The 19,554-nt window shown below is 70.4% G+C and carries 25 protein-coding genes and 1 pseudogene; 4 read left to right on the forward strand and 22 right to left on the reverse strand.

Going from position 1 to position 19,554, the window contains the following annotated elements; translation table 11 throughout:
* Positions 1-184: 184 nt before the first annotated feature.
* Positions 185-646 (reverse strand): Lrp/AsnC family transcriptional regulator, encoded by a 462-nt coding sequence (locus LCH29_RS02935; protein ID WP_446460080.1) that lies wholly within the window; start codon positions 644-646, stop codon positions 185-187.
* A gap of 143 nt (positions 647-789) precedes the next feature.
* Here LCH29_RS02935 and LCH29_RS02940 point away from each other — a divergent pair.
* A pseudogene (locus LCH29_RS02940) lies at positions 790-1,106 on the forward strand (AbgT family transporter); the annotation flags it as partial.
* 58 nt (positions 1,107-1,164) lie between these two features.
* Here LCH29_RS02940 and LCH29_RS02945 read toward each other — a convergent pair.
* From LCH29_RS02945 to LCH29_RS03015, 15 genes are all read right to left on the reverse strand, one after another.
* The gene (locus LCH29_RS02945; RefSeq protein ID WP_446460081.1) at positions 1,165-2,001 is read right to left on the reverse strand and encodes an undecaprenyl-diphosphate phosphatase; all 837 of its coding nucleotides are present in this window, start codon (positions 1,999-2,001) and stop codon (positions 1,165-1,167) included.
* Positions 2,002-2,113: 112 nt separating this feature from the next.
* Complete coding sequence (locus tag LCH29_RS02950; RefSeq protein ID WP_446460082.1) at positions 2,114-3,160, reverse strand: AEC family transporter; 1,047 nt, start codon at positions 3,158-3,160, stop codon at positions 2,114-2,116.
* A 36-nt stretch (positions 3,161-3,196) separates the two neighbouring features.
* On the reverse strand, positions 3,197-4,957 hold the full coding sequence (locus LCH29_RS02955; RefSeq protein WP_446460083.1) for an NAD-dependent malic enzyme: 1,761 nt from the start codon (positions 4,955-4,957) through the stop codon (positions 3,197-3,199).
* Between the two features lie 83 nt (positions 4,958-5,040).
* Complete coding sequence (locus LCH29_RS02960; protein ID WP_446460084.1) at positions 5,041-6,081, reverse strand: bile acid:sodium symporter family protein; 1,041 nt, start codon at positions 6,079-6,081, stop codon at positions 5,041-5,043.
* A complete protein-coding gene (locus LCH29_RS02965) occupies positions 6,074-6,418 on the reverse strand; it encodes a hypothetical protein (protein WP_446460085.1) in 345 nt (114 codons plus the stop codon). The genes LCH29_RS02960 and LCH29_RS02965 overlap by 8 nt, the downstream gene beginning before the upstream one ends.
* Complete coding sequence (locus LCH29_RS02970) at positions 6,415-7,278, reverse strand: isocitrate lyase/PEP mutase family protein (protein ID WP_446460086.1); 864 nt, start codon at positions 7,276-7,278, stop codon at positions 6,415-6,417. Before LCH29_RS02970 ends, LCH29_RS02965 begins: the two co-directional genes overlap by 4 nt.
* Before the next feature lie 133 nt (positions 7,279-7,411).
* Positions 7,412-7,765 carry a gas vesicle protein K gene (locus LCH29_RS02975; RefSeq protein WP_446460284.1) on the reverse strand — a complete coding sequence of 118 codons (354 nt, stop codon included), beginning with the start codon at positions 7,763-7,765 and terminating at the stop codon, positions 7,412-7,414.
* Positions 7,762-7,971, reverse strand: a complete 210-nt coding sequence (locus LCH29_RS02980) for a gas vesicle protein (protein ID WP_446460087.1) — start codon at positions 7,969-7,971, stop codon at positions 7,762-7,764. Before LCH29_RS02980 ends, LCH29_RS02975 begins: the two co-directional genes overlap by 4 nt.
* Positions 7,968-8,795 (reverse strand): GvpL/GvpF family gas vesicle protein, encoded by an 828-nt coding sequence (locus LCH29_RS02985; RefSeq protein ID WP_446460088.1) that lies wholly within the window; start codon positions 8,793-8,795, stop codon positions 7,968-7,970. The genes LCH29_RS02980 and LCH29_RS02985 overlap by 4 nt, the downstream gene beginning before the upstream one ends.
* Positions 8,792-9,187 (reverse strand): gas vesicle protein, encoded by a 396-nt coding sequence (locus LCH29_RS02990; protein ID WP_446460089.1) that lies wholly within the window; start codon positions 9,185-9,187, stop codon positions 8,792-8,794. Before LCH29_RS02990 ends, LCH29_RS02985 begins: the two co-directional genes overlap by 4 nt.
* Positions 9,187-9,438 carry a gas vesicle protein GvpG gene (locus tag LCH29_RS02995; RefSeq protein WP_446460090.1) on the reverse strand — a complete coding sequence of 84 codons (252 nt, stop codon included), beginning with the start codon at positions 9,436-9,438 and terminating at the stop codon, positions 9,187-9,189. Before LCH29_RS02995 ends, LCH29_RS02990 begins: the two co-directional genes overlap by 1 nt.
* A 13-nt stretch (positions 9,439-9,451) precedes the next feature.
* Positions 9,452-10,168: a GvpL/GvpF family gas vesicle protein gene (locus LCH29_RS03000; protein ID WP_446460285.1), complete on the reverse strand. Its 717-nt coding sequence runs from the start codon at positions 10,166-10,168 to the stop codon at positions 9,452-9,454.
* Positions 10,169-10,170: 2 nt separating this feature from the next.
* Positions 10,171-10,551, reverse strand: coding sequence for a gas vesicle protein GvpJ (gene gvpJ / locus LCH29_RS03005; RefSeq protein WP_446460091.1), 381 nt, complete (start codon positions 10,549-10,551; stop codon positions 10,171-10,173).
* A gap of 175 nt (positions 10,552-10,726) precedes the next feature.
* Positions 10,727-11,035, reverse strand: a complete 309-nt coding sequence (locus tag LCH29_RS03010) for a gas vesicle protein GvpO (RefSeq protein ID WP_009720295.1) — start codon at positions 11,033-11,035, stop codon at positions 10,727-10,729.
* 4 nt (positions 11,036-11,039) lie between these two features.
* Positions 11,040-11,666 carry a TetR/AcrR family transcriptional regulator gene (locus tag LCH29_RS03015; protein ID WP_446460092.1) on the reverse strand — a complete coding sequence of 209 codons (627 nt, stop codon included), beginning with the start codon at positions 11,664-11,666 and terminating at the stop codon, positions 11,040-11,042.
* Positions 11,667-11,814: 148 nt separating this feature from the next.
* On the opposite strand from LCH29_RS03015, the gene LCH29_RS03020 reads away from it, so the two are divergent.
* Both LCH29_RS03020 and LCH29_RS03025 read left to right on the forward strand, forming a co-directional pair.
* Positions 11,815-13,005: a cytochrome P450 gene (locus LCH29_RS03020; protein WP_446460093.1), complete on the forward strand. Its 1,191-nt coding sequence runs from the start codon at positions 11,815-11,817 to the stop codon at positions 13,003-13,005.
* A 5-nt stretch (positions 13,006-13,010) separates the two neighbouring features.
* Positions 13,011-13,229 carry a ferredoxin gene (locus LCH29_RS03025; protein ID WP_446460094.1) on the forward strand — a complete coding sequence of 73 codons (219 nt, stop codon included), beginning with the start codon at positions 13,011-13,013 and terminating at the stop codon, positions 13,227-13,229.
* 6 nt (positions 13,230-13,235) lie between these two features.
* Here the strand turns inward: LCH29_RS03025 and LCH29_RS03030 are convergent, their stop codons facing one another.
* Positions 13,236-14,090 carry a DUF4142 domain-containing protein gene (locus LCH29_RS03030; RefSeq protein ID WP_446460095.1) on the reverse strand — a complete coding sequence of 285 codons (855 nt, stop codon included), beginning with the start codon at positions 14,088-14,090 and terminating at the stop codon, positions 13,236-13,238.
* Between the two features lie 181 nt (positions 14,091-14,271).
* On the opposite strand from LCH29_RS03030, the gene LCH29_RS03035 reads away from it, so the two are divergent.
* Positions 14,272-14,709 (forward strand): SRPBCC family protein, encoded by a 438-nt coding sequence (locus LCH29_RS03035; protein ID WP_446460096.1) that lies wholly within the window; start codon positions 14,272-14,274, stop codon positions 14,707-14,709.
* Between the two features lie 49 nt (positions 14,710-14,758).
* On the opposite strand, the gene LCH29_RS03040 is transcribed toward LCH29_RS03035, so the two are convergent.
* The 5 genes from LCH29_RS03040 to LCH29_RS03060 form a co-directional block, all read right to left on the reverse strand.
* On the reverse strand, positions 14,759-15,160 hold the full coding sequence (locus tag LCH29_RS03040) for a DUF3662 domain-containing protein (protein WP_123108214.1): 402 nt from the start codon (positions 15,158-15,160) through the stop codon (positions 14,759-14,761).
* 91 nt (positions 15,161-15,251) lie between these two features.
* Positions 15,252-15,647 (reverse strand): SseB family protein, encoded by a 396-nt coding sequence (locus tag LCH29_RS03045; protein ID WP_123108215.1) that lies wholly within the window; start codon positions 15,645-15,647, stop codon positions 15,252-15,254.
* 160 nt (positions 15,648-15,807) lie between these two features.
* Complete coding sequence (locus tag LCH29_RS03050; protein WP_446460097.1) at positions 15,808-16,596, reverse strand: hypothetical protein; 789 nt, start codon at positions 16,594-16,596, stop codon at positions 15,808-15,810.
* A gap of 278 nt (positions 16,597-16,874) precedes the next feature.
* Complete coding sequence (locus LCH29_RS03055; RefSeq protein WP_446460098.1) at positions 16,875-17,915, reverse strand: NAD(P)-dependent alcohol dehydrogenase; 1,041 nt, start codon at positions 17,913-17,915, stop codon at positions 16,875-16,877.
* Positions 17,916-18,126: 211 nt separating this feature from the next.
* On the reverse strand, positions 18,127-19,497 hold the full coding sequence (locus tag LCH29_RS03060) for an MFS transporter (RefSeq protein ID WP_446460099.1): 1,371 nt from the start codon (positions 19,495-19,497) through the stop codon (positions 18,127-18,129).
* Positions 19,498-19,554: the final 57 nt, after the last annotated feature.

A 19,554-nucleotide genomic window follows, 5' to 3' on the forward strand; every position in this document is an offset into this window, starting at 1 on the left:
ATCGCCGCACCGCCCGTGCCGCGATGGGCGCCGGATCAGTACCCCACCGGGCGGGACGTAGCGGGGACAGGCTCTTCTGGGTTACCGCGGGGGAGACGCATCATACGAATGTCCTACGCAGGCATATGACAGATGGATAGGCGCCGGGCGCTTCCCGCCCGCTGAGCTGACCGAATCCCGACGCTCAGTTCTCGTCGCCCGCCACGCCGTGCGTTCCCTGCGGCTGGCGCAGCGGGACGACGCCCACACGGCGCCCGTCCCGGTCCAGCAGTCGTCCCATGTGCTTCACCGTGCGCAGCACCACCGAGCGGTCGTCGATGGCCAGATGGGGCACCTGCCGCGCCACATGCGCCTCGAAGCCGTGCACATCGCTCATCGCGCGCAGCCAGACGTCGATCATCACGTTGTGCGGTCCGGCCGTGATCGAGCACGACCGCACCTCCCGCATCCCGGCCAGCATCTGGGTGCTCTCCCGCAGATACCGCGCCGGTACGGACGCGAAGTACACCGCGGACAGCGGCCAGCCGGACAGCGGCCGGGCCAGGTCGCAGCGCACGCTGACCCGGGAGGCCAGCAGGACCCCGAGCCGGCGCCGAACCGTGGTGGTCCCCGCGTCGGCGCCCGCCGCCAGGTCCCGTATGGACATCCGGCCGTCGGTGTTCAGCAACTCCAGCAGCCGCGCGGCCCGCGGCCCGCGTCGGGCCGCGCCGCGGCCCGCGGCCCGCGTCGGGCGCCGGGCAGGCCGCCGCCTCCAGCCGGGCGCACTGCGCCGCGTCCACGCTCTTCCTCTCCGGGTCCGCCCTGTGGTCCCTGGTCGCCCCCGTCTTCCTGCCGGCGTTCATGCTGATGGGCATGAGCCCGGCGCTCAGTCAGGCCGCGTTCCGCATCGGCGACTCCGCCACCGGGGTCATCACGCCGATGAACCCGTACCTCTTCCTCATCCTCGCGATGGTCCGTCAGTACGAACCGGAAGCCCGGCTCGGCACCCTCATCTCCCGGCTCGCCATCTTCGTCGTGCCGTCATGGCGGTGTGGCTGGCGATCCTGGGGATCTTCTACGGATTCGACCTGCCGCTGGGCCCCGGTGCGACCATCGGCCTGAAATAGCGCACAGCCCTGTTCCATGCGAACGGCCCCGGGCGACCGCCCGGGACCTCGCGCACGCTCAGGGCGTGAGCACGTGCGTACCCAGCAGGCCGAACAGCAGGACGCCCACGACGACGCGGTAGATCACGAAGGCGTTGAAGGAGTGCTTGGCGACGAACCTGAGCAGCCAGGCGATCGACGCGTACGCCACGACGAACGACACGACCGTGCCCACGGCCAGCGGCGCAGCGGCGACACCGCCGCCGAGCGCGTCCTTCAGCTCGTACACCCCCGCACCCGTGAGGGCGGGGAGGCCGAGGAAGAACGACAGCCGGGTGGCGGCCAGCCGGTCCAGGTCGAGGATCAGCCCGGTGGACATCGTCGCCCCGGAGCGGGAGAAGCCGGGGAAGAGCAGCGCGAGGATCTGCGAGCCGCCGACCAGCATCGCGTCCTTGAGCGATGTGTCGTCCTCGCCGCGCTTGTGGCGGCCCATCCGGTCGGCCGCCCACATCAGCCCGCTGCCCACGATCAGCGACCCGGCCACCACCCACAGGGACGCCAGCGGCCCCTCGATCAGCGGTTTGGCGGCGAGGCCGACGGCCACCACGGGGAGGGTGGCGTAGACGACCCACCAGGCGAACTTGTAGTCGTGCCGCTCGCGCAGCTCGCGGTTGACGATGCCACGGCCCCAGGCGCGGGCGAAGCGGACGATGTCCTTGAAGAAGTAGAGCAGCACCGCGGCGATGGCGCCGACCTGGATGACCGCGGTGAAGGCGACGACGGCCTTGTCGTCCACCGGGATGTCCATCAGCCCCTCGGTGATCTTGAGGTGGCCGGTGGAGGAGACGGGCAGGAACTCGGTCACCCCCTCGACGACGCCGAGGACCATGGCCTGGCCGATGCTGATCGCGCTCAATGGAGCCATCCCTGCGCTGGTGACATGTCCCTCTTTGTAGCACGGCGGCCGTTGCGTCCCGGCCCGCCGGTACGCGATCGGAATGCGTACCGGCGGGCCGGGGGCGAGCCCGCTAGCTGGTCAGGTTGATGATCAGCGGGAGCGAGGCGAACGCCAGCACGATGCTGATGATCACCGAGGAGGCGATGCGGTGCTCCTCGCTCTTGACGTGCTGTGACGCGAGCATCATCGGCACGGGGGAGACGGGGAACGCCAGGATCAGGGCCGTCTGCGCGGCGACCTCATGACCGGTCAGCACCAGGCCGATGGCGTACGTGCTGAGCGGCAGCACGACCACGCTGGTCAGCGCGATCGCGATGGACCCCGGGCTCAGCTGCGGTATGCCGACGCGGGCGAGGGTGACGCCCACCGACAGCAGCGCCACGCCCGAGGCGGCCTGGCCCACCAGGGTCAGCGAGCTCTCGATCATCTCGGGCGGACGCACCCCGGCCAGCGCGATGACCAGCCCGAGCAGCGGGGCCCAGGCGAACGGCTTGCGCAGCGGCTGGAGGACCTTCACCCAGGTGGGTACGGGCTTGGTCGCCGCGGCGCCGGTGCCGCCGTGCCGCTCCTCCTCGGCCGCGGCCGGCCCGCCGCCCGCGGACACCAGGACGAGGGACGGCGCGGACGCCGCCGCGGTGGCCTCCGTGGCGTGCGGGCGGCCGAGGTTGAGCAGGATCAGCACGAGGGGGTCGAGGATGACGTTGACCAGGATGCCCGCGATGGCGATCGGGATCGCGGCCTTGGCCTCGCTGAACAGATTGCCCAGGATCGTGATGCCCATGAAGGCGTACTGCGGCTGGACGGAGGCGAGCGCCAGGATCGACGCCCGCGGCAGGGGCAGCCGCCCGAAGAGGCGCAGTCCCAGCAGGATCAGCCCGAACAGGCCGAGCAGTCCGAGGGCCAGCATTCCCACCAGGGGGCCCTGGCTCAGCAGGATGTGGCGCGGGGTGTTCGCGATGCCCAGGAAGAGGGACGCCGGGAGGGCGAACTCCATCGTGAGCACCCGGAGCGCGTCCGCGCCCCCGCCGCCGAACGACATGCGCCGCCCGGCCCCGTAGCCCAGGGCGATGACGAGGAACACGGGCACGACGATGGTGAAGATGTGCGAAATAGACATGGTCAAGTCCCCAATGCAGCCGGTGTGTACGTGTCGTCAGACCGGCTGGATCGGGCGGTAGACCGGGCTCCACATGGCCTCGCGGACCGTGCGGTCGAGCTGGTCGTCGGCGATGGGCGCACGGGCCACCCCGTCGTGCGCGGCGGCGCGGGCGACGGCCGCGGCGACCGCGGCGGAGGTCTCGCGCAACTGGTCGACCAGCGGCAGGATCGGGGCGCCGGGGGTGCCGGAGTCGATCATCTCGGCGATCCGCTCGGCGGCGGCGAGCAGCATCCCGTCGGTGATCCGGGTGGCGCGCGCCACGATGGCGCCGAGGCCGAGACCGGGGAACACCAGGGCGTTGTTGGCCTGCCCGATGACATGGGTGACCCCGTCATGGTCCACGGGCGGGAAGGGGCTTCCGGTGGCGATCAGGGCCCGGCCGCCGGTCCACCGGACCAGGTCCTCGGGCTTGGCCTCGGCCAGCGGGGTCGGGTTGGACATCGGGAGGATGACGGGCCGCTCGGTGTGGGCGGCCATCTCCCGCACGATCTCCTCGGTGAAGGCGCCGCCCTGGCCCGAGGTGCCGATGAGGATGGTCGGCCGGGCGCGGCGGACCACCTCGGCGAGCGCGATGCCGCCGACCTGCTCGTCCCGGTGCCAGTCGGCGACGTCGGCCGCCCGCCGGGCGTACCGCCGCCGGTGGTGGTCGAGCCCCTCGGCGTCATCGGTGATCAGGCCGTGCCGGTCGACGCACCAGAACCGGTCGGACGCCTCCTGCGGGTCGAGCCCGTCGGCGATCAGGGCGTCGCGCAGCTGGTCGGCGATGCCGAGCCCGGCCGAGCCCGCGCCGAAGATGACGATGCGGTGGTCGCGCAGCGGCGCGCCGGTGACGCGGGCGCCGGAGAGCACGGCGGCCAGGTTGACGGCGCCGGTGCCCTGGATGTCGTCGTTGAAGGTGAGCGCCCGGTCGCCGTAGGTGTCGATGATGCGCCGGGCGTTGCCGGACCCGAAGTCCTCCCAGTGCAGCAGCGCGTCGGGGAAGACGCGGCCGACGGCGGCGATGTACTCGGCGATGAAGGCGTCGTACGTCTCGCGGTCCACCCGCGGATGACGGTTGCCCAGGTAGAGCGGGTCGTCGAGGAGTTCCTGGCGGTTGGTGCCCGCGTCCAGTACGACCGGCAGGGCGCGCGCCGGGTCGATTCCGGCGGCGGCGGTGTACACGGCGAGCTTGCCGATGCAGATGTCCATGCCGCCCACGCCCCAGTCGCCGATGCCGAGGATGGCCTCGCCGTCGGTGGCGACGAGCAGGTCCACGTCCTCCGGGCCCAGGCCGCTGGCGCGCAGCGCACGCTCGATGTCCTGCGGGGCGTCCACCGAGAGGTAGACACCGCGGGAGCGGCGGTACTCATGGCTGTAGCGCTGGATCGCGGTGCCGACGGTGGGGGTGTAGACGATCGGCAGCATCTCGCTGAGGTGCTCGCCGAGCAGGTGGTAGAACAGCACCTCGTTGCGGTCCTGGAGGGACCGCAGGTACACGTTCTTGTCCAGGTCGGTGGCCTTGGCCCGGTACTGGGCGTAGGCGCGGGTGGCCTGCTGCTCCAGGGTCATGACCTGGGCCGGGATCAGGCCGGTCAGCCCGAGGGCGTCCCGCTCGGGCTCGGTGAACGCGGTGCCCCGGTTGAGGCGGGGGTCGCTGAGGATGGCGCGCCCCCGCGAGGTGGTTTCCCAGGTGTGGCCGTTCGGGTTCCACCGGGTCGCCGCGCCTGCGGAAGAGGCAGGGTCGGACGCCTCCGCTTCGGTGAGATCGCTCTTCATGGGTACTGCTTCCTCACTGGTCGTGCTTCGCGGTGGGTGACACCGCTAAAAACCACGATACCAAGAGGTTGAAAGACGGACCTTTAGGGGGTCGCGGTATGTGCGCTGGTCAGGGGCGTTGACCCGGCGGAAAGGCGGACCCATCGGGCCGCGATAACTGTACACACCATCAATTGGAGCTGGTGGTAGAGCATCAGCGGCAGGATCACCGGACCCGCCGCGTCACCGAACAGCACCGCGGCCATGGGCAGCCCGGTGGCGAGGCTCTTGTTGGAGCCGCAGAACACGAGGGCGACCCGGTCCTCGCGGCCGAACCCGAGGCGCCGCGCGGCGTACGACGTCGTGGCGAGGGCCGCCGCCAGCAGCGTCGCGGCCACGCTCAGCAGGGCGAGCAGCCGCACCGGAGTGACCTGCTGCCAGATGCCCTCCGTCATCCCGCGGCTGAACGCCGTGTAGACGACGAGCAGGATCGCACCGCGGTCCAGCAGCCCGAGCGCCCGCCGGTGACGGACCGTGAACTCCCCGATCCAGCGGCGCAGACACTGACCGGCGACGAAGGGCAGCAGCAGCTGCGTGGCGATGCTCAGCAGGCCGTCGGCCGAGAAGCCGACCCTGGAACCGATCAGCCAGGCCGCCAGCAGCGGTGTGACGGCCATCCCGGCCAGGCTGGAGTACGTACCGGCGCAGATGGCGGCCGGGACGTTCCCCCGGGCCGTGGAGGTGAGGGCGATGGAGGACTGGACGGTCGAGGGGACGACGCAGAGGAAGAGAACGCCGGTGTAGAGCCGGTCGGTGAGCAGAAGCGGGGCCAGGCCGCCCAGGGCCAGCCCCAGCAGCGGGAACAGGACGAAGGTGCTCGCCCCCACCAGGAGGTGGAGCTTCCACTGCCGCAGGCCGTGCACCGCCTCCCGGGTGGACAGCCGGGCGCCGTACAGGAAGAAGAGCAGCCCGATGGCGACGTCCGCGGCGCCCTCGACCGCCCCGGCCGCCCGTCCGGAGGCGGGCAGCAGCGCCGCGAGCGCGACCGTGCCGAGGAGGGCGGCGACGTAAGGGTCGACCGCCTTCCTCAACCGGCCCGGCCATGACGGGGGCCATGGCCAGGGCAGCGGCTTCACGTCAATCACCGCTTTCGCTCTCGTGATCGCTGCCCGCCGTGCCCGCGCTGAGGAGCAGCGTGTCGAGGGTGCGGTCGATCTCCAGCCAGGAGTCCGCGAAGGAGTTGTCGATGCCCACGTTGTCGATGACCACCAGGCCGGTGTGCGACCCGGCGACCGGCGCGGCGGATGCCTCGGACGCGGCGGGCCAGGCGGCCTGGCCGCCGCAGAGCACGCCCGCGGTGGCCGCGAGGACGATTCCCCCGGCGGACGCCCGGGTGAAGCCGCTCTCTTTTTCCGGCTTTCGGTGACGGCCGGTGCCGGGCCGGAAAGGCGTGGACGATACGGAACGGAATCCGCGGGTCATACCGCGGCCGGATGGTGATCGGCGTGATGCCTGCTGATGTTCGCCTCCAGCAGTTCCGTGGACCCCTTCACGCCGATGCAATCGGTCTCCCGGGTGTCCGGCAGCCGGCCGTCCGCCATTTTCAGATCGACCAGCGCACCTTCGATCGCGCCGTGCGCGGCGAAAAGACACGGGGTGCTGTAGATCGCGATATCGACGCCGAGATCCGTCAGCTCGGAAAGCGAAAGCCGGGGTGATTTCCCGCCCGCGATCTGATTGAACAGCAGCGGCTTGTCGCCGACGACCGTACGGATCCGGCGGATCCACTCCACGCTGCGCACCCCGTCGACGAGGACCACGTCCGCGTCGGTCTCCGCCAGCGCGGCGGCCCGCCGCATGATCTCCGCCTCCTCGGTGGCGTCCGTGCGCGCCACCACGAGCATGTCCTTCCTGCTGCTCAGCACCAGGCTGAGCTTCTCCAGGTACTCCTCGAGCGGCAGCACCAGCTTGCCGTCCGCGTGTCCGCACCGGCGCGGCCGCTTCTGGTCCTCCAGGATCACCCCGGAGGCGCCGCCGCGCTCCAGTCGCTGCACCACGTGGCAGGCGACCTCGGGGTCCACATAGCCGTCGTCGATGTCCACGAGCAGATGGTGCCTGGGGAACGCCAGCCGCAGCCGCTCCACGAAGTTCACCATGTCCGGCCATGCGATGAATCCGATGTCCGGAAGTCCGTAGTACGATGCGGCGAATCCGAAACCGGAGACGAAGAAGCCGTTGTAGTGGCGGGCCGCGATCGACGCCGAATACATGTCGTAGATGCCGATGAGCGGTGTGGTGCGAGGAGATGTCAGCTCTTCTCGCAAGGCATTGCCGTACCGCATGATCTTCCCTTCGGGTTCATGAACCACTGCCGATTCTGGTCCAGGGAAGAATGTGCCGGGACGGCCTCGGGAGGCGGTCGAACGCGCCTTGAGGGACAGATGGTGCGGATGAGGCGCCGCCCGCGGACCCGCCCTACGCCTGGCCCGCCGGGGACAGCAGGGTCCCCAGCGGGCCGAGGTCGAGGTTGAGGTCCTCCATGCGCAGACCGTGCCGGTCGCACATCTCCTCCATGCGCTGCTGGAGGATCATCAGCGTCATCCCGATCCGCTCCTCCTGCTCCTCCGTCAGATCACCCTTGTCGACCCGGTGCAGCGCCTGGCGCTCCATCAGCTGACGCAGCAGCTCGACCACGGTCAGCACGAGCTGGGCCAGATCGCGTTCCACCGAGTCCGGGTCGGTGCGCAGGCGCTGGGCGGGGCTGGGGCGGTCGGGAGTGGCTGACATGCGGCGGGGGTTCCTTCCGGTCGGGGCAGTGGCGTCCGTCAGAGCAGCGGGGGAGCCGGGTGCTCGGCGTCGACGGGGGCGATGACCGCCCGCAGGTCGATCCGTACGAGATCGACGTCCGCGATGGACAGCACGAGGTCCCCGGACAGCACGACCCCGCCCTGGAGCAGCCGGTCGAGGATGTCGACCAACGCGACCTCGCGGCCCGCGAGCGCCTGGGTGTCCTCCTCGTCCAGCGCGGTGCTCACGCGGTCTCCCGGTGGGCGGCCGGCGCGGGCGGGAGGGCGAAGGAGTACGGCGCCCAGGGGCCGGTGACCTCGACCCGCACCCCCTCCTGGCCTTCGGCGGCGGCCAGGACGCGGGAGCGGAAGTCCTCGGCGCGGTCGGCGGGCACCAGGTACGCGTCATTGGCGATGTTCTCGCCGGCATCTCCGCCGCCCGTCCTGGCCAGTTCGCCGCGCTGCGGCCGGTGGGTGACCCGCTCCACGGCGATCTCCCCGGCCTCGTCGGCGATGCGCGCGGCCGTCCGCACCGCGGCCTGCCAGGCGTCCTCGGCGCCGCGCCGCCGTCTGCGGCGCGCGGCGAGATACGCCCGGCCCGGGCTGAGCCCGGAGTCCCCGGCGTCGTCCTCCGGGGGCGCCGCGGCCGTCCCGCCACCGGCGTCCGTATAGACCTTGACGCCCCATTCGACGCACCCGGTGAGCCGCTCCAGCAGCGGCAGGAACTCGTCCCGGCGCTCCTGGAGCACCTGCCGCACCCGGTCCTCGTCCCGGTACACGGTGGCCAGCCGCAGCGGCAGTACGGCGCCCAGCGGGGCCAGCGCCGCCACCACCCCGTGGTGGCCCCGGGCCAGCGACTCGAGCCGGGGCAGCTCCTCCAGGCGCGCCGTGAGCGCCGCCTCCCCGAACTCCCGGGCCGGAACCGGCCCGACGGCCGCGGCGAGGTCACCGGTCTCCACGAGCCCCACCTGCTCGTCGGCCACGCCGCGCAGCGCGGCGACCGCCCGCGCGGCCTCGGGGGTGGGGCGCAGCACCGCGTAGGCGTACACCATGTGCTGTGCGATATCGGTCACCCGTCCACGCTCCTGTCGCTCCGGTCCTGGGTTTGTGCCCGCAGCGCCGCGATCTCGGCGCGCAGCCGTGCGTTCTCCTCGCTGAGGGACCGTTCCGCCCCATCGCCCGCGCCGTTTTCCACGGCCGGGGGCCGGGCGCGCGAGGACAGCGACGGATCGTGCTCCCACCAGTCGATGCCCATCTCCTTCGCCTTGTCGACGGAGGCGACCAGCAGCCGGAGCTTGATGGTGAGCAGTTCGATGTCGAGCAGGTTGATCCGGATGTCGCCCGCGATCACCACGCCTTTGTCCAGCACCCGTTCCAGGATGTCGGCGAGGGACGGGGCATCCCGCTGGTCGTACGAGGCGGGCAGGCGCGGCGAACCCAGCCTGCCCGCTACCGGTTCTGTCATCACGGGGCTCGTCTCTGCTCGTGCCGTTCCAGCTCGTCCAGCCGGTCCAGCAACTCGTTCTCGCGGCGGTCGTACTCGTCCTCGTCGATCCGCCCGGCCAGCAGGTCCTGTTCCAGTGCGGTGAGGGCGCGCCGGACCGGTGCCGGGTCGTAGTACTCGCGCTCGGCGGCCACGAGCACCTGCTCGGCGACCCAGACGGTCGTGCGCACCGGCGCGAGCGGAAAGGTGAGGAGCCCGGTCAGCAGTCCCACGGCGCCCCCGTCCTCAGGCCACGAAGCTGTACGGGGGCAACGGACCGCGCAGCCGGAAGTCGTAGCCGTCCCCGTAGCCCTGCGCCAACTGCTGCGCCGCCTGGGAGAACTCCTCGGCGCGCCCCCGCTCCACCAGGAACGAGGCGTTGAGGAAGTCGTCACCGGCCGGGGAGGACACCACCTTGTGGCGGGCCATCCCGGCCAGCCGCCCGACAACCTGCTCGGCGAGTCTCTGCTGCCGTACCCCCAGCTGGCGGGCCACCAGTTCGCCGAGCGCCACCCGGTCCTCGTACGAACCGCGGCCGTCGCGGGTGCGCTCATTCAGGCGTCGCGCGTCGTCGGACTCGGTCAGCACCTCCCGCAGCAGGTCGTCCTGGGAGCGCGCCGCCTTCAGGTTGAACTCCGCGGTGGCGTCCAGCTGGTCGAGGCCGCGCACGTACTCGGTGCGCTTGGTGTCCAGCGCCGACTTCACCGCGACCTCGTCGGGGGCGAGCAGCCCGAACCGCATCGGCAGCACCGCCCCGTCCGCCATCAGCCGCTCCTGCACCTCCTGGTGGGCGGCCAGGTCGCGGCGCTTGGGGCGCAGGGTCTCCGGCGCCGGGCTCACCACGCCCGTCAGCGGGCCGCTGGTCACCGCGCGCGGCGCGCCGGACACGCCGCCCACCGCGCGCAGCCCGTCCAGCCGCAGCGGATGGTCGGAGCGGGTGATCGCATAGAGGTAGAGATGCATCGTCACTTGTCCTCGTCATCGTCGCCGCCGAACACATTGCCGATGGCATCGAGGGCGCCGCCCAGCGCGCCCTCGGTCTTGCCCCGGGCGCCGCCCTCGACGATGTTGCCGACGATGTCGCTCAGCTTGTCCGGGGCCTTGCGGCCCGATTCCAGGTCGAGGCGGTTGCACGCCTCGGCGAAGCGCAGATACGTGTCCACGCTGGCGATCACGATCCGTATGTCGATCTTCAGGATCTCGATGCCCACGAGGGACACCCGGATGAAGACATCGATGACGAGGCCGCGGTCCAGAATGAGTTCGAGAATGTCGAAAAGGCTGCCGGTTCCTGAACCGGTCGAGGTGGTGGCTGGTACTCCGCCGGTCTGCGTCATGACGGTCACGTGTGGTCGTCCTCTCGCTCGCTCGGTCTGCCCGTGTGCTTGTACGGGCCGGACGGCACCCGTGTTCACTCTTGATCCGCGGGAAACACATGTGCCGCACAACGACGAGCGCCCCGCGCCACCGGGACTCGGCGGCGCGGGGCGCGGGAGGAAGGGAGCAGCGGGAAAAGGGAGGTCAGCGGCCGCGGTCGAGCTGGCCGCGGGCGTAACGGCGCAGCCTTTCGTAGCCCAGGAGCATGCCCTGCGTGTCGAGGGTCACCCGGTAAGAGGCCAGAATGGTCATGGTGTCCGGCACCCGTTCCAGCTCCACCACTTCCACATCGGCCAGCCATCCGTCCTGTGTCGGCTGCAACGCGGAGACGGACTCCGGCGCGGTGCCCAGCAACTCGCCGAGCTGCTGGGCCGCGCCACGCATGGCCTGGGCCGCGGGAACCCGGCGCGGCCGGTCGTTCGTCTCCGGGGTGTCCGGATCAATGCTCGTCATGGTCCTACCGTGCCAAGTCGGCGGAGTGTGTGGTGTGCGGATCGCCAAAGCGCGTGACCGGCAGATCCTCCAGCAACGTGGCGAGCGCTCCGGTGACGAGGGCGCACACCGCGTCCGGATCGGCCTCGGCGAGCGACTCCTTGCCCACGACCACCCGCATCAGCCCGATGCCCAGCATCCATGAAAGCGCCAGGTCGGCGCGGAGCCCGCGGTCCTCGGCACTGCTCAGGGACGCCAGCACCCGGGCGTAGTCGTCGCCCATGCCGCGCACCGCGGTACCGATTTCGTCGCCGCTGCCCACCGAGCGCAGCAAGGTGGCCAGCGCACGGTCCTCCCGGGCCCGGTCGCCCTGCCCGAGCATGCCGCGCAGCGCGGTCTCGAACAGCTCTCTCGGCGGGGTGGTGTGCAGCTGTTCCTGGCCATCGTGCGCCACCACCTCCCCGAACAGGGCCTTCTTCGAGCCGAAGTAGCGGAACAGCAGCGCCTGGTTCACCCCGGCGCGCTCCGCGATGTCCCGTACGGTGGCCCGTTCGTACCCCCGCTCGGCGAACAGCGCCGACGCCGCCTCCAGCAGCATCCGCCGGGTGCCCCGCGCGTCCCGCCGAGGTGCTTCCGGTGTGGTTCCACCCATCATCCACTCCTGTCGTCGGCCGACCGCCCCACCGCTCGCCGCCCGCCGCTCCGACGGAGCGTCACCATACCGGCCGAGAGGCGCCGTTGACCGTATCAAGGGGACCGGCATAGCTTCGTAAGCACGTGCTTACGCCAGGGAGGTCACGATGACCACAGCGGAGACGACACCCATCGCCTATCCCTTCAACGACCCCGAGGGCCTGGATCTGTCCGCGGCCTATGAGGAAGCGCGCCACCGTCCCGGACTGCTCCGGGTGCGCCTGCGGTACGGCGAACCCGCCTGGCTCGCCACGCGGTACGCCGACGCCCGGCTGGTCCTCGGCGACCGGCGCTTCAGCCGGGCGGAGGCCCTGAACCGGGATACGCCGCGGCAGGGCGAGGGGCAGATGGACGGCGGCATCCTGAGCATGGACCCGCCCGACCACACCCGGCTGCGCACCCTCGTGGCCAAGGCGTTCACCGTCCACCAGGTGGAAAAACTCCGGCCATACGTACGGCAGTTGACGCAAGCGCTGCTGGACGAGCTGGAGGCCGCCGGGCCGCCCGCCGACCTGGTCGACCGCTACGCCCTGCCCATCCCGGTCGCCGTCATCTGCCGGCTGCTCGGGGTGCCGGAGGAGGACCGGCCGAAGTTCCGGGTGTGGAGCGACGCCGCGCTGTCCACCAGCTCCCTGACCGCGGCGGAGTGGGAGCGCAACCGCGAGGAACTGCGCGCGTACATGGCCCGGTTGGTGCAGGAACACCGGGAGTTCCCGCGCGACGACATCATGACCTCCCTGATCGAGGCGCGGGACCAGGGCGACCGGCTCTCCGAGCTGGAACTCGTCGATCTGTGCGTCGGCATCCTCGTCGCCGGGCACGAGACCACGGCCACCCAGATCCCCAATTTCGTGATGGTGCTGCTCGACCACCCCGACGAACTGCGCCGGTTACGTGAGGAGCCCGAGCTGATCAAGGGCTCCGTCGAGGAGCTGATGCGGTTCGTCCCGCTCGGCGTCGGCGCCTCCCAGGCCCGCTACGCCACCGAGGACGTCGAGGTGGGCGGCACCCTGGTGCGGGCCGGGGAGCCCGTCCTGGTGGCCGTCGGCTCGGCCAACCGCGACGCGCTGCGCTTCGACGAACCGGGCAGGCTGAACGTCGCCCGCCCGGCCACCCAGCACCTGGGCTTCGGCCACGGAGTGCACCACTGTCTGGGCGCGCCGCTGGCCCGCCTGGAGTTGCAGGAGGCCCTCGGCGCGCTCATCGGACGCTTCCCGAACCTGCACCTGGCCGGGGACGTGGTGTGGAAGGACCAGATGCTGGTTCGGGGGCCGCGGGTCATGCCGGTGGGGTGGTGATCCGGATGACGTGGAAGGCCGAGGTCGACGGCGGCCGGTGCATGGCGTCCGGCATGTGCGCCGGGATCGCGCCCGATTTGTTCGTCCTTGACGGCGAGCGGGCGCGTCCGCTGAGCGAGGAGGTTCCGGAGGAGGAACGGGTGCTGGACGTGGCGGACTCCTGCCCGGCCCTGGCCATCACCATCGTCGACGGGGGCGCGACGGTGGTCGGCCCGCGTCCCTGAGCGGCGTTACGGAGCGGAGGGCGGCGCGGAGGACGCTGCGGGCGGGGTGGTGACCCCGCCGGCCCCGCTCGCCGCTCCCGCTCCCAGCCCGGCACCGTTCACCACGTTCGGGTCGAGGCTCGCTTCGCCCCCGCTGTCGGCGGTGCTGACGGAGTTGGGCGGGGGCGTGGGCTTGGACGTGCCGACGACGAACGTGGGCTCGCCCGGCGCGGGCTTGGGCGGCGTGGTGAACTCCGGTCCCTGGGTCGGGGTGGTGGTGATCTGCGAGATGGCCGATTCGAAGTTGACCATCCCCGTGTTCTCCATCTGGGTGATGTGGTCGAGCACGGTCGTGTTGGCCTGTGACGCGAGTTTGCGCACCAGGGAATTCTTGCTGGTCTGCCGGATCTTGGCGATGGAGCTGAAGATCTGGCCGTGGGTGACGCGCAGGATGTTCGCGTAGTACGTGTCGAAGTCCTTGCCCGTCCTCGCGTTCATCTCGTCCAGGAAACCCTGCTGCTGCGGCGTGGGCTTGTTGGGCAGGGTGATGCCGAGCTTGGGGGCGATGTCCCGGCTGATGGCGTCCAGCAGCTGATGGCCGTCGAGCAGGTGCTTACCGGCGGTCTTGACCTTCTCCGTCGTGCCCTTCTGAACGCCGATCTTCCCGGCCGGGTACTCCCACAGCCCCGCCAGCCGCACCTTGACCACGAAGTCCTTGTCCGCCCCGCTGAGCGGTCCGAACTGGTTGTCCGACATCTTCGACAGATTCGTGGCGGACTCCTGCTGCAACCCGGTCATCACGGGGGAGACGATCACGGCGAGGGTGACCACTACCGAGCCGATGAGCAGTGAGGTGCCTGTCACAAAGTACCGTGATCGCATGGAGCCTCCTGGCGGGGACCGCTTGTCGTTGTACGGAGCAGTTGTCGCGTCGCGCTGATGTCAGGCGCCGACCGACACCAGTGAATACGGATCGTTCACTTCCGTCGCTCAAACATCTTGCCGTTTTTTACCCGCTCTTGGGTGGACGGGCCGTGACCTGTGCGGTCGCTACGATCCCGTTGTGGCCCTCTTCCTGATCGAGCGTCCCTCGCCCCACCCCGTCGATGAGACATGGCGTCGGCTGACCCACTGGCAGCGGCACGGCAGATACGTGCCGTTGAGCAGCGTCACCCTTCGGTCCGAGGGGCCGACGCGGGTGGGGTCGGTGGTCGTGGCACACACCGGGATGGGCCGGATCGGGTTCGAGGACCCCATGGAGGTGGTCCGCTGGGAGCCGCCGGGCGAAGGACGGCCGGGCCTGTGCCGACTGGAGAAGCGCGGCTCCGTGGTGCTCGGCTGGGCCGAGATCGAGGTGCGGGCCGACGGGGAGCGGTCGCGGGCGGTGTGGCGGGAGGAGGCGCGGGTGGCGCGGCTGCCGCGGGTGCTGGACGCTCCGACCGCCTGGGCCGGGCGTCGGGTCTTCGGCCGGGTGCTGCGCGGGCTGCTGGAGGACGGCTAGCGGCGAGGACGGGGGCGAGGACCAGTGGCGCGAGGGCCGGGAGCGAGGATCATGCCGCGCCGTCGGCGAAGGCGTCCGCGCGGATGTGGGTCAGCGGGGCGGCGGCCACCCGGTAGCGCCCGTTGGGCACCTCGCTCGACTTGGTGACGTGGACGGTGAGGGGGCCCGCCCACTCGTACCCCTGCTCCTCCGCGTGCCGCATCAGGCTGTCCGTGAGCGTCTGGCCCGCCTGCTTGCCGTGCCGGGACAGCTCCTCGTACACCTCGTCGGACAGCTCGACGTCATAGGCGTTGGGCACGACCACCCGGCTCGAACTGCACACCACCGCCTGACTGTCGCATTCCTCCCGCAGGGCGCCGAGCAATTCCACCGGCTCGTTGGGGAACACCTTGGCGAGCAGTGCGTCCTCGAAGCGCTCTATGGCTCGTTCGATCCGGGTCAGTGTGTCCATGGTCACGCGGGTGCCCGAAAAGAAGCGGGTGTATGTGCGAGACTACGGTCCGCACATACACCCGCACTCTGGGTGAACATGGGGGAAACGTTCAGCCGGCGCGGCTGAGCAGGGTCTTCACCCCGGTGGCCGTCAGCGTGACCGCTTCCGGGGCACCCGCGTCGATGGTCAGGGAAAGCTCCTCGGAGGGCCAGCCCTGAGCCAGCGCGCCCAGCGGCACCTGGTGGTAACGCTCGATCTGCGGCAGCGCCTGGTGCATGCGCTCCGGAGTGGTGAAGACCGGCACCAGCTGGGCGCCGTCCTCCTGCTGGAACACCGGCAGGGTCACCGCCTGCGGGTCGGTGTTCTCGGCGCTCTCGGCGGCGGGAAGCAGTACCTCACTCCCCGCGAGGGTGTTCAGCGCGGACTCGTCCGCACGGTCGGCAGCCAGCTCGCCGAGGGCGTGCTGAGTGGCGGTAACGGCGTTGTCATCGGGAAGAGCAGTCATGATTCCGTCCAAGATCGGGATATGCGAGTGGCCGTGCCCGGGAGCGGGCGTCCTGGCCACGGCTGGCTCGAATACCCGGTTGTATGGCACTCACACATCCCGTGGCGGAGTGTTTTCGTTTTCTGCTCCGGATTTGGCGAAGGTGCCGCTTGGGCGCCGCTCAGGTGCCGCGGTACGCCTTGTAGTTCCGGAAGAGCAGATAGGTGTCGAGAATGTCGGAGGACGCGCTCTCGACCGACCGGTAGATGCCCCACTTGGGTCGCTGGTAGTCGCCCTGGTCCGGCATCTTCACGTTCGACATGCTGCCCCGCACCGCGACCGGGGCGCTGGATCCGGTGCCGTTACGGGCCGTGAACGTGGCCTTTCCGCTGGACCCGATGGTCAGCTTCCACTCGATGGTGATCCACTTGTTGCGCAGGGGCGAGAGGTCGGTCGAGGCGATGTCCGGCGAGCCGGAGTTGGCGTACGCCCGGGCGCGCAGCGTCTCCTTGCTGCCGCTGCGGCCGAGGTCCAGGGTGAGGTACGGGCCGCCGTTGTCGACCGGGGTCTTGGTCTGGAAGATGTGAGTGAACTTGCTGGTGCCGTGCAGCGAGGACGGCATGTACATCTCGTACGAGAGGGTCCAGGTCTCCCCGTCCCGCATCTTCAGCTTCGTGCCGCCCTGCACCATGCCCTTGGACTCGGTGCGCTGGCGGTCGCCGCCGCCGGTGGTGTCGCGGTCGTCCTTCCAGATGTTGAAGCGGTAGTGGTCGCCGCCTTCGATCACGACGTAGTCCCGGTCGGGGTGCTGATTGCCGCGGTCGGCCTCGATGCCCTCGAACGCCTTGAGCCCGACGCCGGACGGGCTGGGGTTCCAGACCAGTTGCGGCGCCAGGGCGGCCGCGGCGGCCGGGGAGGCGCCCGACGTCAGCTGCCCGAGGAGGGGCACGCCGACGGCCGTGGCGGTCATGGAGCCCAGTAACGTCCGACGACTGAAACCGCGTGGAGCGGAGTCTTCTGCCATGGTGGGGTCCCTGTGGAGGAGGTCGGAGGAGCGGGAAATGGTCGTTCTCGCGCGTCTGCGCGGGCCTGGCGCGTACATACGATGGACTGGACCATTGGGGTCGTCAAGGCTCGCGACAGGGTTATTCATCCCATGTCTTGGCAATGACCTCGGCGGCCGCTCCCGAAAGGGGGACGGCCGCCGAGGTCACAAATGCGCTCTGCGGACGCAGAACTGAGTGCGCGTCAGATCGTGGCGGCGTCGATGACGAAGCGGTAGCGCACGTCGCTCGAGAGCACCCGCTCGAACGCCGTGTTGATCTCCTCGGCGCGGATGGTCTCGATCTCGGCGCCCACCCCGTGCTCCGCACAGAAGTCGAGCATCTCCTGCGTCTCGGCGATGCCGCCGATGAACGAACCGGCGAGGGTCCGGCGGCCCATGACCACCGAGAACAGGTTGAGCGAGATGGGCTCCTCCGGGAGGCCCACGTTCACCAGCGCGCCGTCCGTCTTCAGCAGCTTCAGGTACGCGCCGAAGTCCAGCGGCGCGGACACCGTGGACAGGATGATGTCGAAGGTGCCGTCCAGCTCCTCGAAGGTCTGAGGGTCGCTGGTCGCGTAGTAGTGGTCGGCACCGAGCCGCAGCCCGTCGTCCTTCTTGCGCAGCGACTGGCTGAGCACGGTGACCTCGGCGCCCATCGCGTGCGCGAGCTTGACGGCCACGTGGCCGAGGCCGCCCATGCCGAGGACGGCGACCTTGCTGCCCGGCCCGGCCTTCCAGTGGCGCAGCGGGGAGTACGTGGTGATGCCCGCGCACAGCAGCGGGGCGGCCACGTCCAGCGGCAGCGCTTCGGGCACGCGCACGACGTAGTTCTCGTCGACGACGATGCCGGTGGCGTAGCCGCCGTAGGTGGTCTCGCCGTACTTGTCGGTGGAGGCGTACGTGGCGGTGTGGCCCTCGGCGCAGTACTGCTCCAGGCCCTTGCGGCAGTTCTCGCAGCGGCGGCAGGAGTCCACGAAACAGCCGACGCCCACCCGGTCACCGACGGCGTACTTGGTGACACCCGATCCGACCTCGGTGACGACACCGGCGATCTCGTGACCCGGCACCAGCGGGAACGGCACCTCGCTCCAGCCCTCCCGCACCTGGTGGATGTCCGAGTGGCAGATACCCGAGTACATGATGTCGATCGCCACGTCGAACTCGCTGACCGGGCGGCGCTCGATCGTGGTGCGCTCCAGCGGGGCCTTGGGAGCAGGTGCGGCGTAGGCGGCAACGGTACTCATGGGCGTTTTCACTCCTTGCGGTGGATCCGTGTTCGGTCTCCTTCGAATCCATGGCCGAACACCGTGGCAAGGGTGCCAAGGTGGGGTCAGAGTGGCCAAAAGTTGAATCAATCTGAGAGGATGGTGGATAGCGGAGGAGAAGCGGGGAGATACGCCCCGAGCGGGCCGCCGGAGGGCGCCGACGACCCGCTCGCTATGGGGAAACTGCCGGTCACACGGGTTGGCGCGGGGCGGTGGCGTCGGTCGCCGTGTTCAGATCGCGGTCCAGGGTTTCCGGGGTCAGCCGGGTCGTGATGAGGCTCACGGCCGCGACCACGGTCATGTAGACCGCGACCGGTATCCAGGAGCCGGTGAACGCGGTGAGCAGCGCGCTACAGATGAGCGGTGCGACACCGCCGCCGATCACCGAGGAGAACTCGCGGCCCAGGGCGACCCCGGCGTAGCGGTAGCGGTTTCCGAACAGCTCGGGGAAGTAGCTCATGTGCACGCCGACCAGGCCCTGGCAGGCCAGGATGAAGCCGACCGCGATCGCCACCGCGATGGCCACCTTCGAGCCGGAGTTCAGCGCGATGAACGTCGGGGCGGGCAGCAGCACCATGCCGGTGAGGATCAGCGAACACACCGGGCGCCGTCCGATGCGGTCCGACAGGGCACCGAACGCGATGGCCGCCAGGCCGCCGCAGAGGGAGCCGAGCAGCAGCACCTCGGGCACGAAGCTCTTCTCGACGCCCACGCTGGACACCAGGTAGGAGGCCATGAACACCTGGTAGGTGTACGACTGCGTGCTGACCCCGAAGTTCATGAGGATCACCAGCAGCAGGGGCCTGCGGCCGTGCTGGAAGACCTCCTTGACCGGTGAGGCGGGCCGCTCGTGCCGCGCCTTCAGCTCCTGGAACACCGGGCTCTCGTGCAGTTTGCGGCGCATGACCATGGCGGCCGCGGTCACCAGGAGGCTGCTGGCGAAGACCACCCGCCAGCCCCAGGACATCAGCGCGTCATCGGGGAGTTGCTGGGCGAGCATCCAGGCCACCGCGCCCAGCGCGGTGCCGAGTGCCGCCCCCGTCATGACCAGGGACGACAGCCTGCCGCGCCGCCCTGGGGCGGCCGTTTCCGTGAGCAAGGTGGCGCCTCCGGCCTGCTCGGCGCCCGCGCCGAACCCCTGGGCCATGCGGCAGATCAGCAGCAGGATCGGGGCGAGGATGCCCGCCGCCCCGTACGTCGGGAGCAGACCGATGGCGAGGGTGGAGCCGCCCATGAGGAACAGGGTGGCGATCAGCACCCACTTGCGGCCGAGGCGATCCCCGAACCGGGAGAAGAAGAGCCCGCCCAGCGGCCGGGCGGCGAAGCCGACGGCATAGGTGCTGAAGCTGGCGAGGAGGCCCACGGACGCCGAGACATTGGGGAAGAAGAGATCGCTGAAGATCAGTGCCGAGGCGGTGCCGTAGATGACGAAGTCGTACTGTTCGAGCGCGGTGCCGACCAGGCCGGCCCAGGCCGCGCGGCGTACCGCCTGGGGGTCGGCGGGCGGTTCACCGGTCGGGGCGGTGGCGGGTGGCGGGGGAGTGGCGGTGTTGCTCTCCATGATCCATGCCTCCTTGAACGGATCGGAGCGGAATCGGGCAGGGCGAAGCAGGGGCAG

This window comes from Streptomyces sp. BRA346, from assembly GCF_052851135.1.

Coding starts and splice junctions, on each gene's coding strand:
- LCH29_RS02935 (WP_446460080.1), bottom strand. CDS start 646: ATGTCCATACGGGACCTGGCGGCGGGCGCCGACGCGGGGACCACCACG.
- LCH29_RS02950 (WP_446460082.1), bottom strand. CDS start 3,160: ATGTCTATTTCGCACATCTTCACCATCGTCGTGCCCGTGTTCCTCGTC.
- LCH29_RS02955 (WP_446460083.1), bottom strand. CDS start 4,957: ATGAAGAGCGATCTCACCGAAGCGGAGGCGTCCGACCCTGCCTCTTCC.
- LCH29_RS02965 (WP_446460085.1), bottom strand. CDS start 6,418: ATGACCCGCGGATTCCGTTCCGTATCGTCCACGCCTTTCCGGCCCGGC.
- LCH29_RS02970 (WP_446460086.1), bottom strand. CDS start 7,278: ATGCGGTACGGCAATGCCTTGCGAGAAGAGCTGACATCTCCTCGCACC.
- LCH29_RS02990 (WP_446460089.1), bottom strand. CDS start 9,187: ATGACAGAACCGGTAGCGGGCAGGCTGGGTTCGCCGCGCCTGCCCGCC.
- LCH29_RS03000 (WP_446460285.1), bottom strand. CDS start 10,168: ATGCATCTCTACCTCTATGCGATCACCCGCTCCGACCATCCGCTGCGG.
- LCH29_RS03010 (WP_009720295.1), bottom strand. CDS start 11,035: ATGACGAGCATTGATCCGGACACCCCGGAGACGAACGACCGGCCGCGC.
- LCH29_RS03015 (WP_446460092.1), bottom strand. CDS start 11,666: ATGGGTGGAACCACACCGGAAGCACCTCGGCGGGACGCGCGGGGCACC.
- LCH29_RS03020 (WP_446460093.1), top strand. CDS start 11,815: ATGACCACAGCGGAGACGACACCCATCGCCTATCCCTTCAACGACCCC.
- LCH29_RS03025 (WP_446460094.1), top strand. CDS start 13,011: ATGACGTGGAAGGCCGAGGTCGACGGCGGCCGGTGCATGGCGTCCGGC.
- LCH29_RS03030 (WP_446460095.1), bottom strand. CDS start 14,090: ATGCGATCACGGTACTTTGTGACAGGCACCTCACTGCTCATCGGCTCG.
- LCH29_RS03040 (WP_123108214.1), bottom strand. CDS start 15,160: ATGGACACACTGACCCGGATCGAACGAGCCATAGAGCGCTTCGAGGAC.
- LCH29_RS03045 (WP_123108215.1), bottom strand. CDS start 15,647: ATGACTGCTCTTCCCGATGACAACGCCGTTACCGCCACTCAGCACGCC.
- LCH29_RS03050 (WP_446460097.1), bottom strand. CDS start 16,596: ATGACCGCCACGGCCGTCGGCGTGCCCCTCCTCGGGCAGCTGACGTCG.
- LCH29_RS03055 (WP_446460098.1), bottom strand. CDS start 17,915: ATGAGTACCGTTGCCGCCTACGCCGCACCTGCTCCCAAGGCCCCGCTG.
- LCH29_RS03060 (WP_446460099.1), bottom strand. CDS start 19,497: ATGGAGAGCAACACCGCCACTCCCCCGCCACCCGCCACCGCCCCGACC.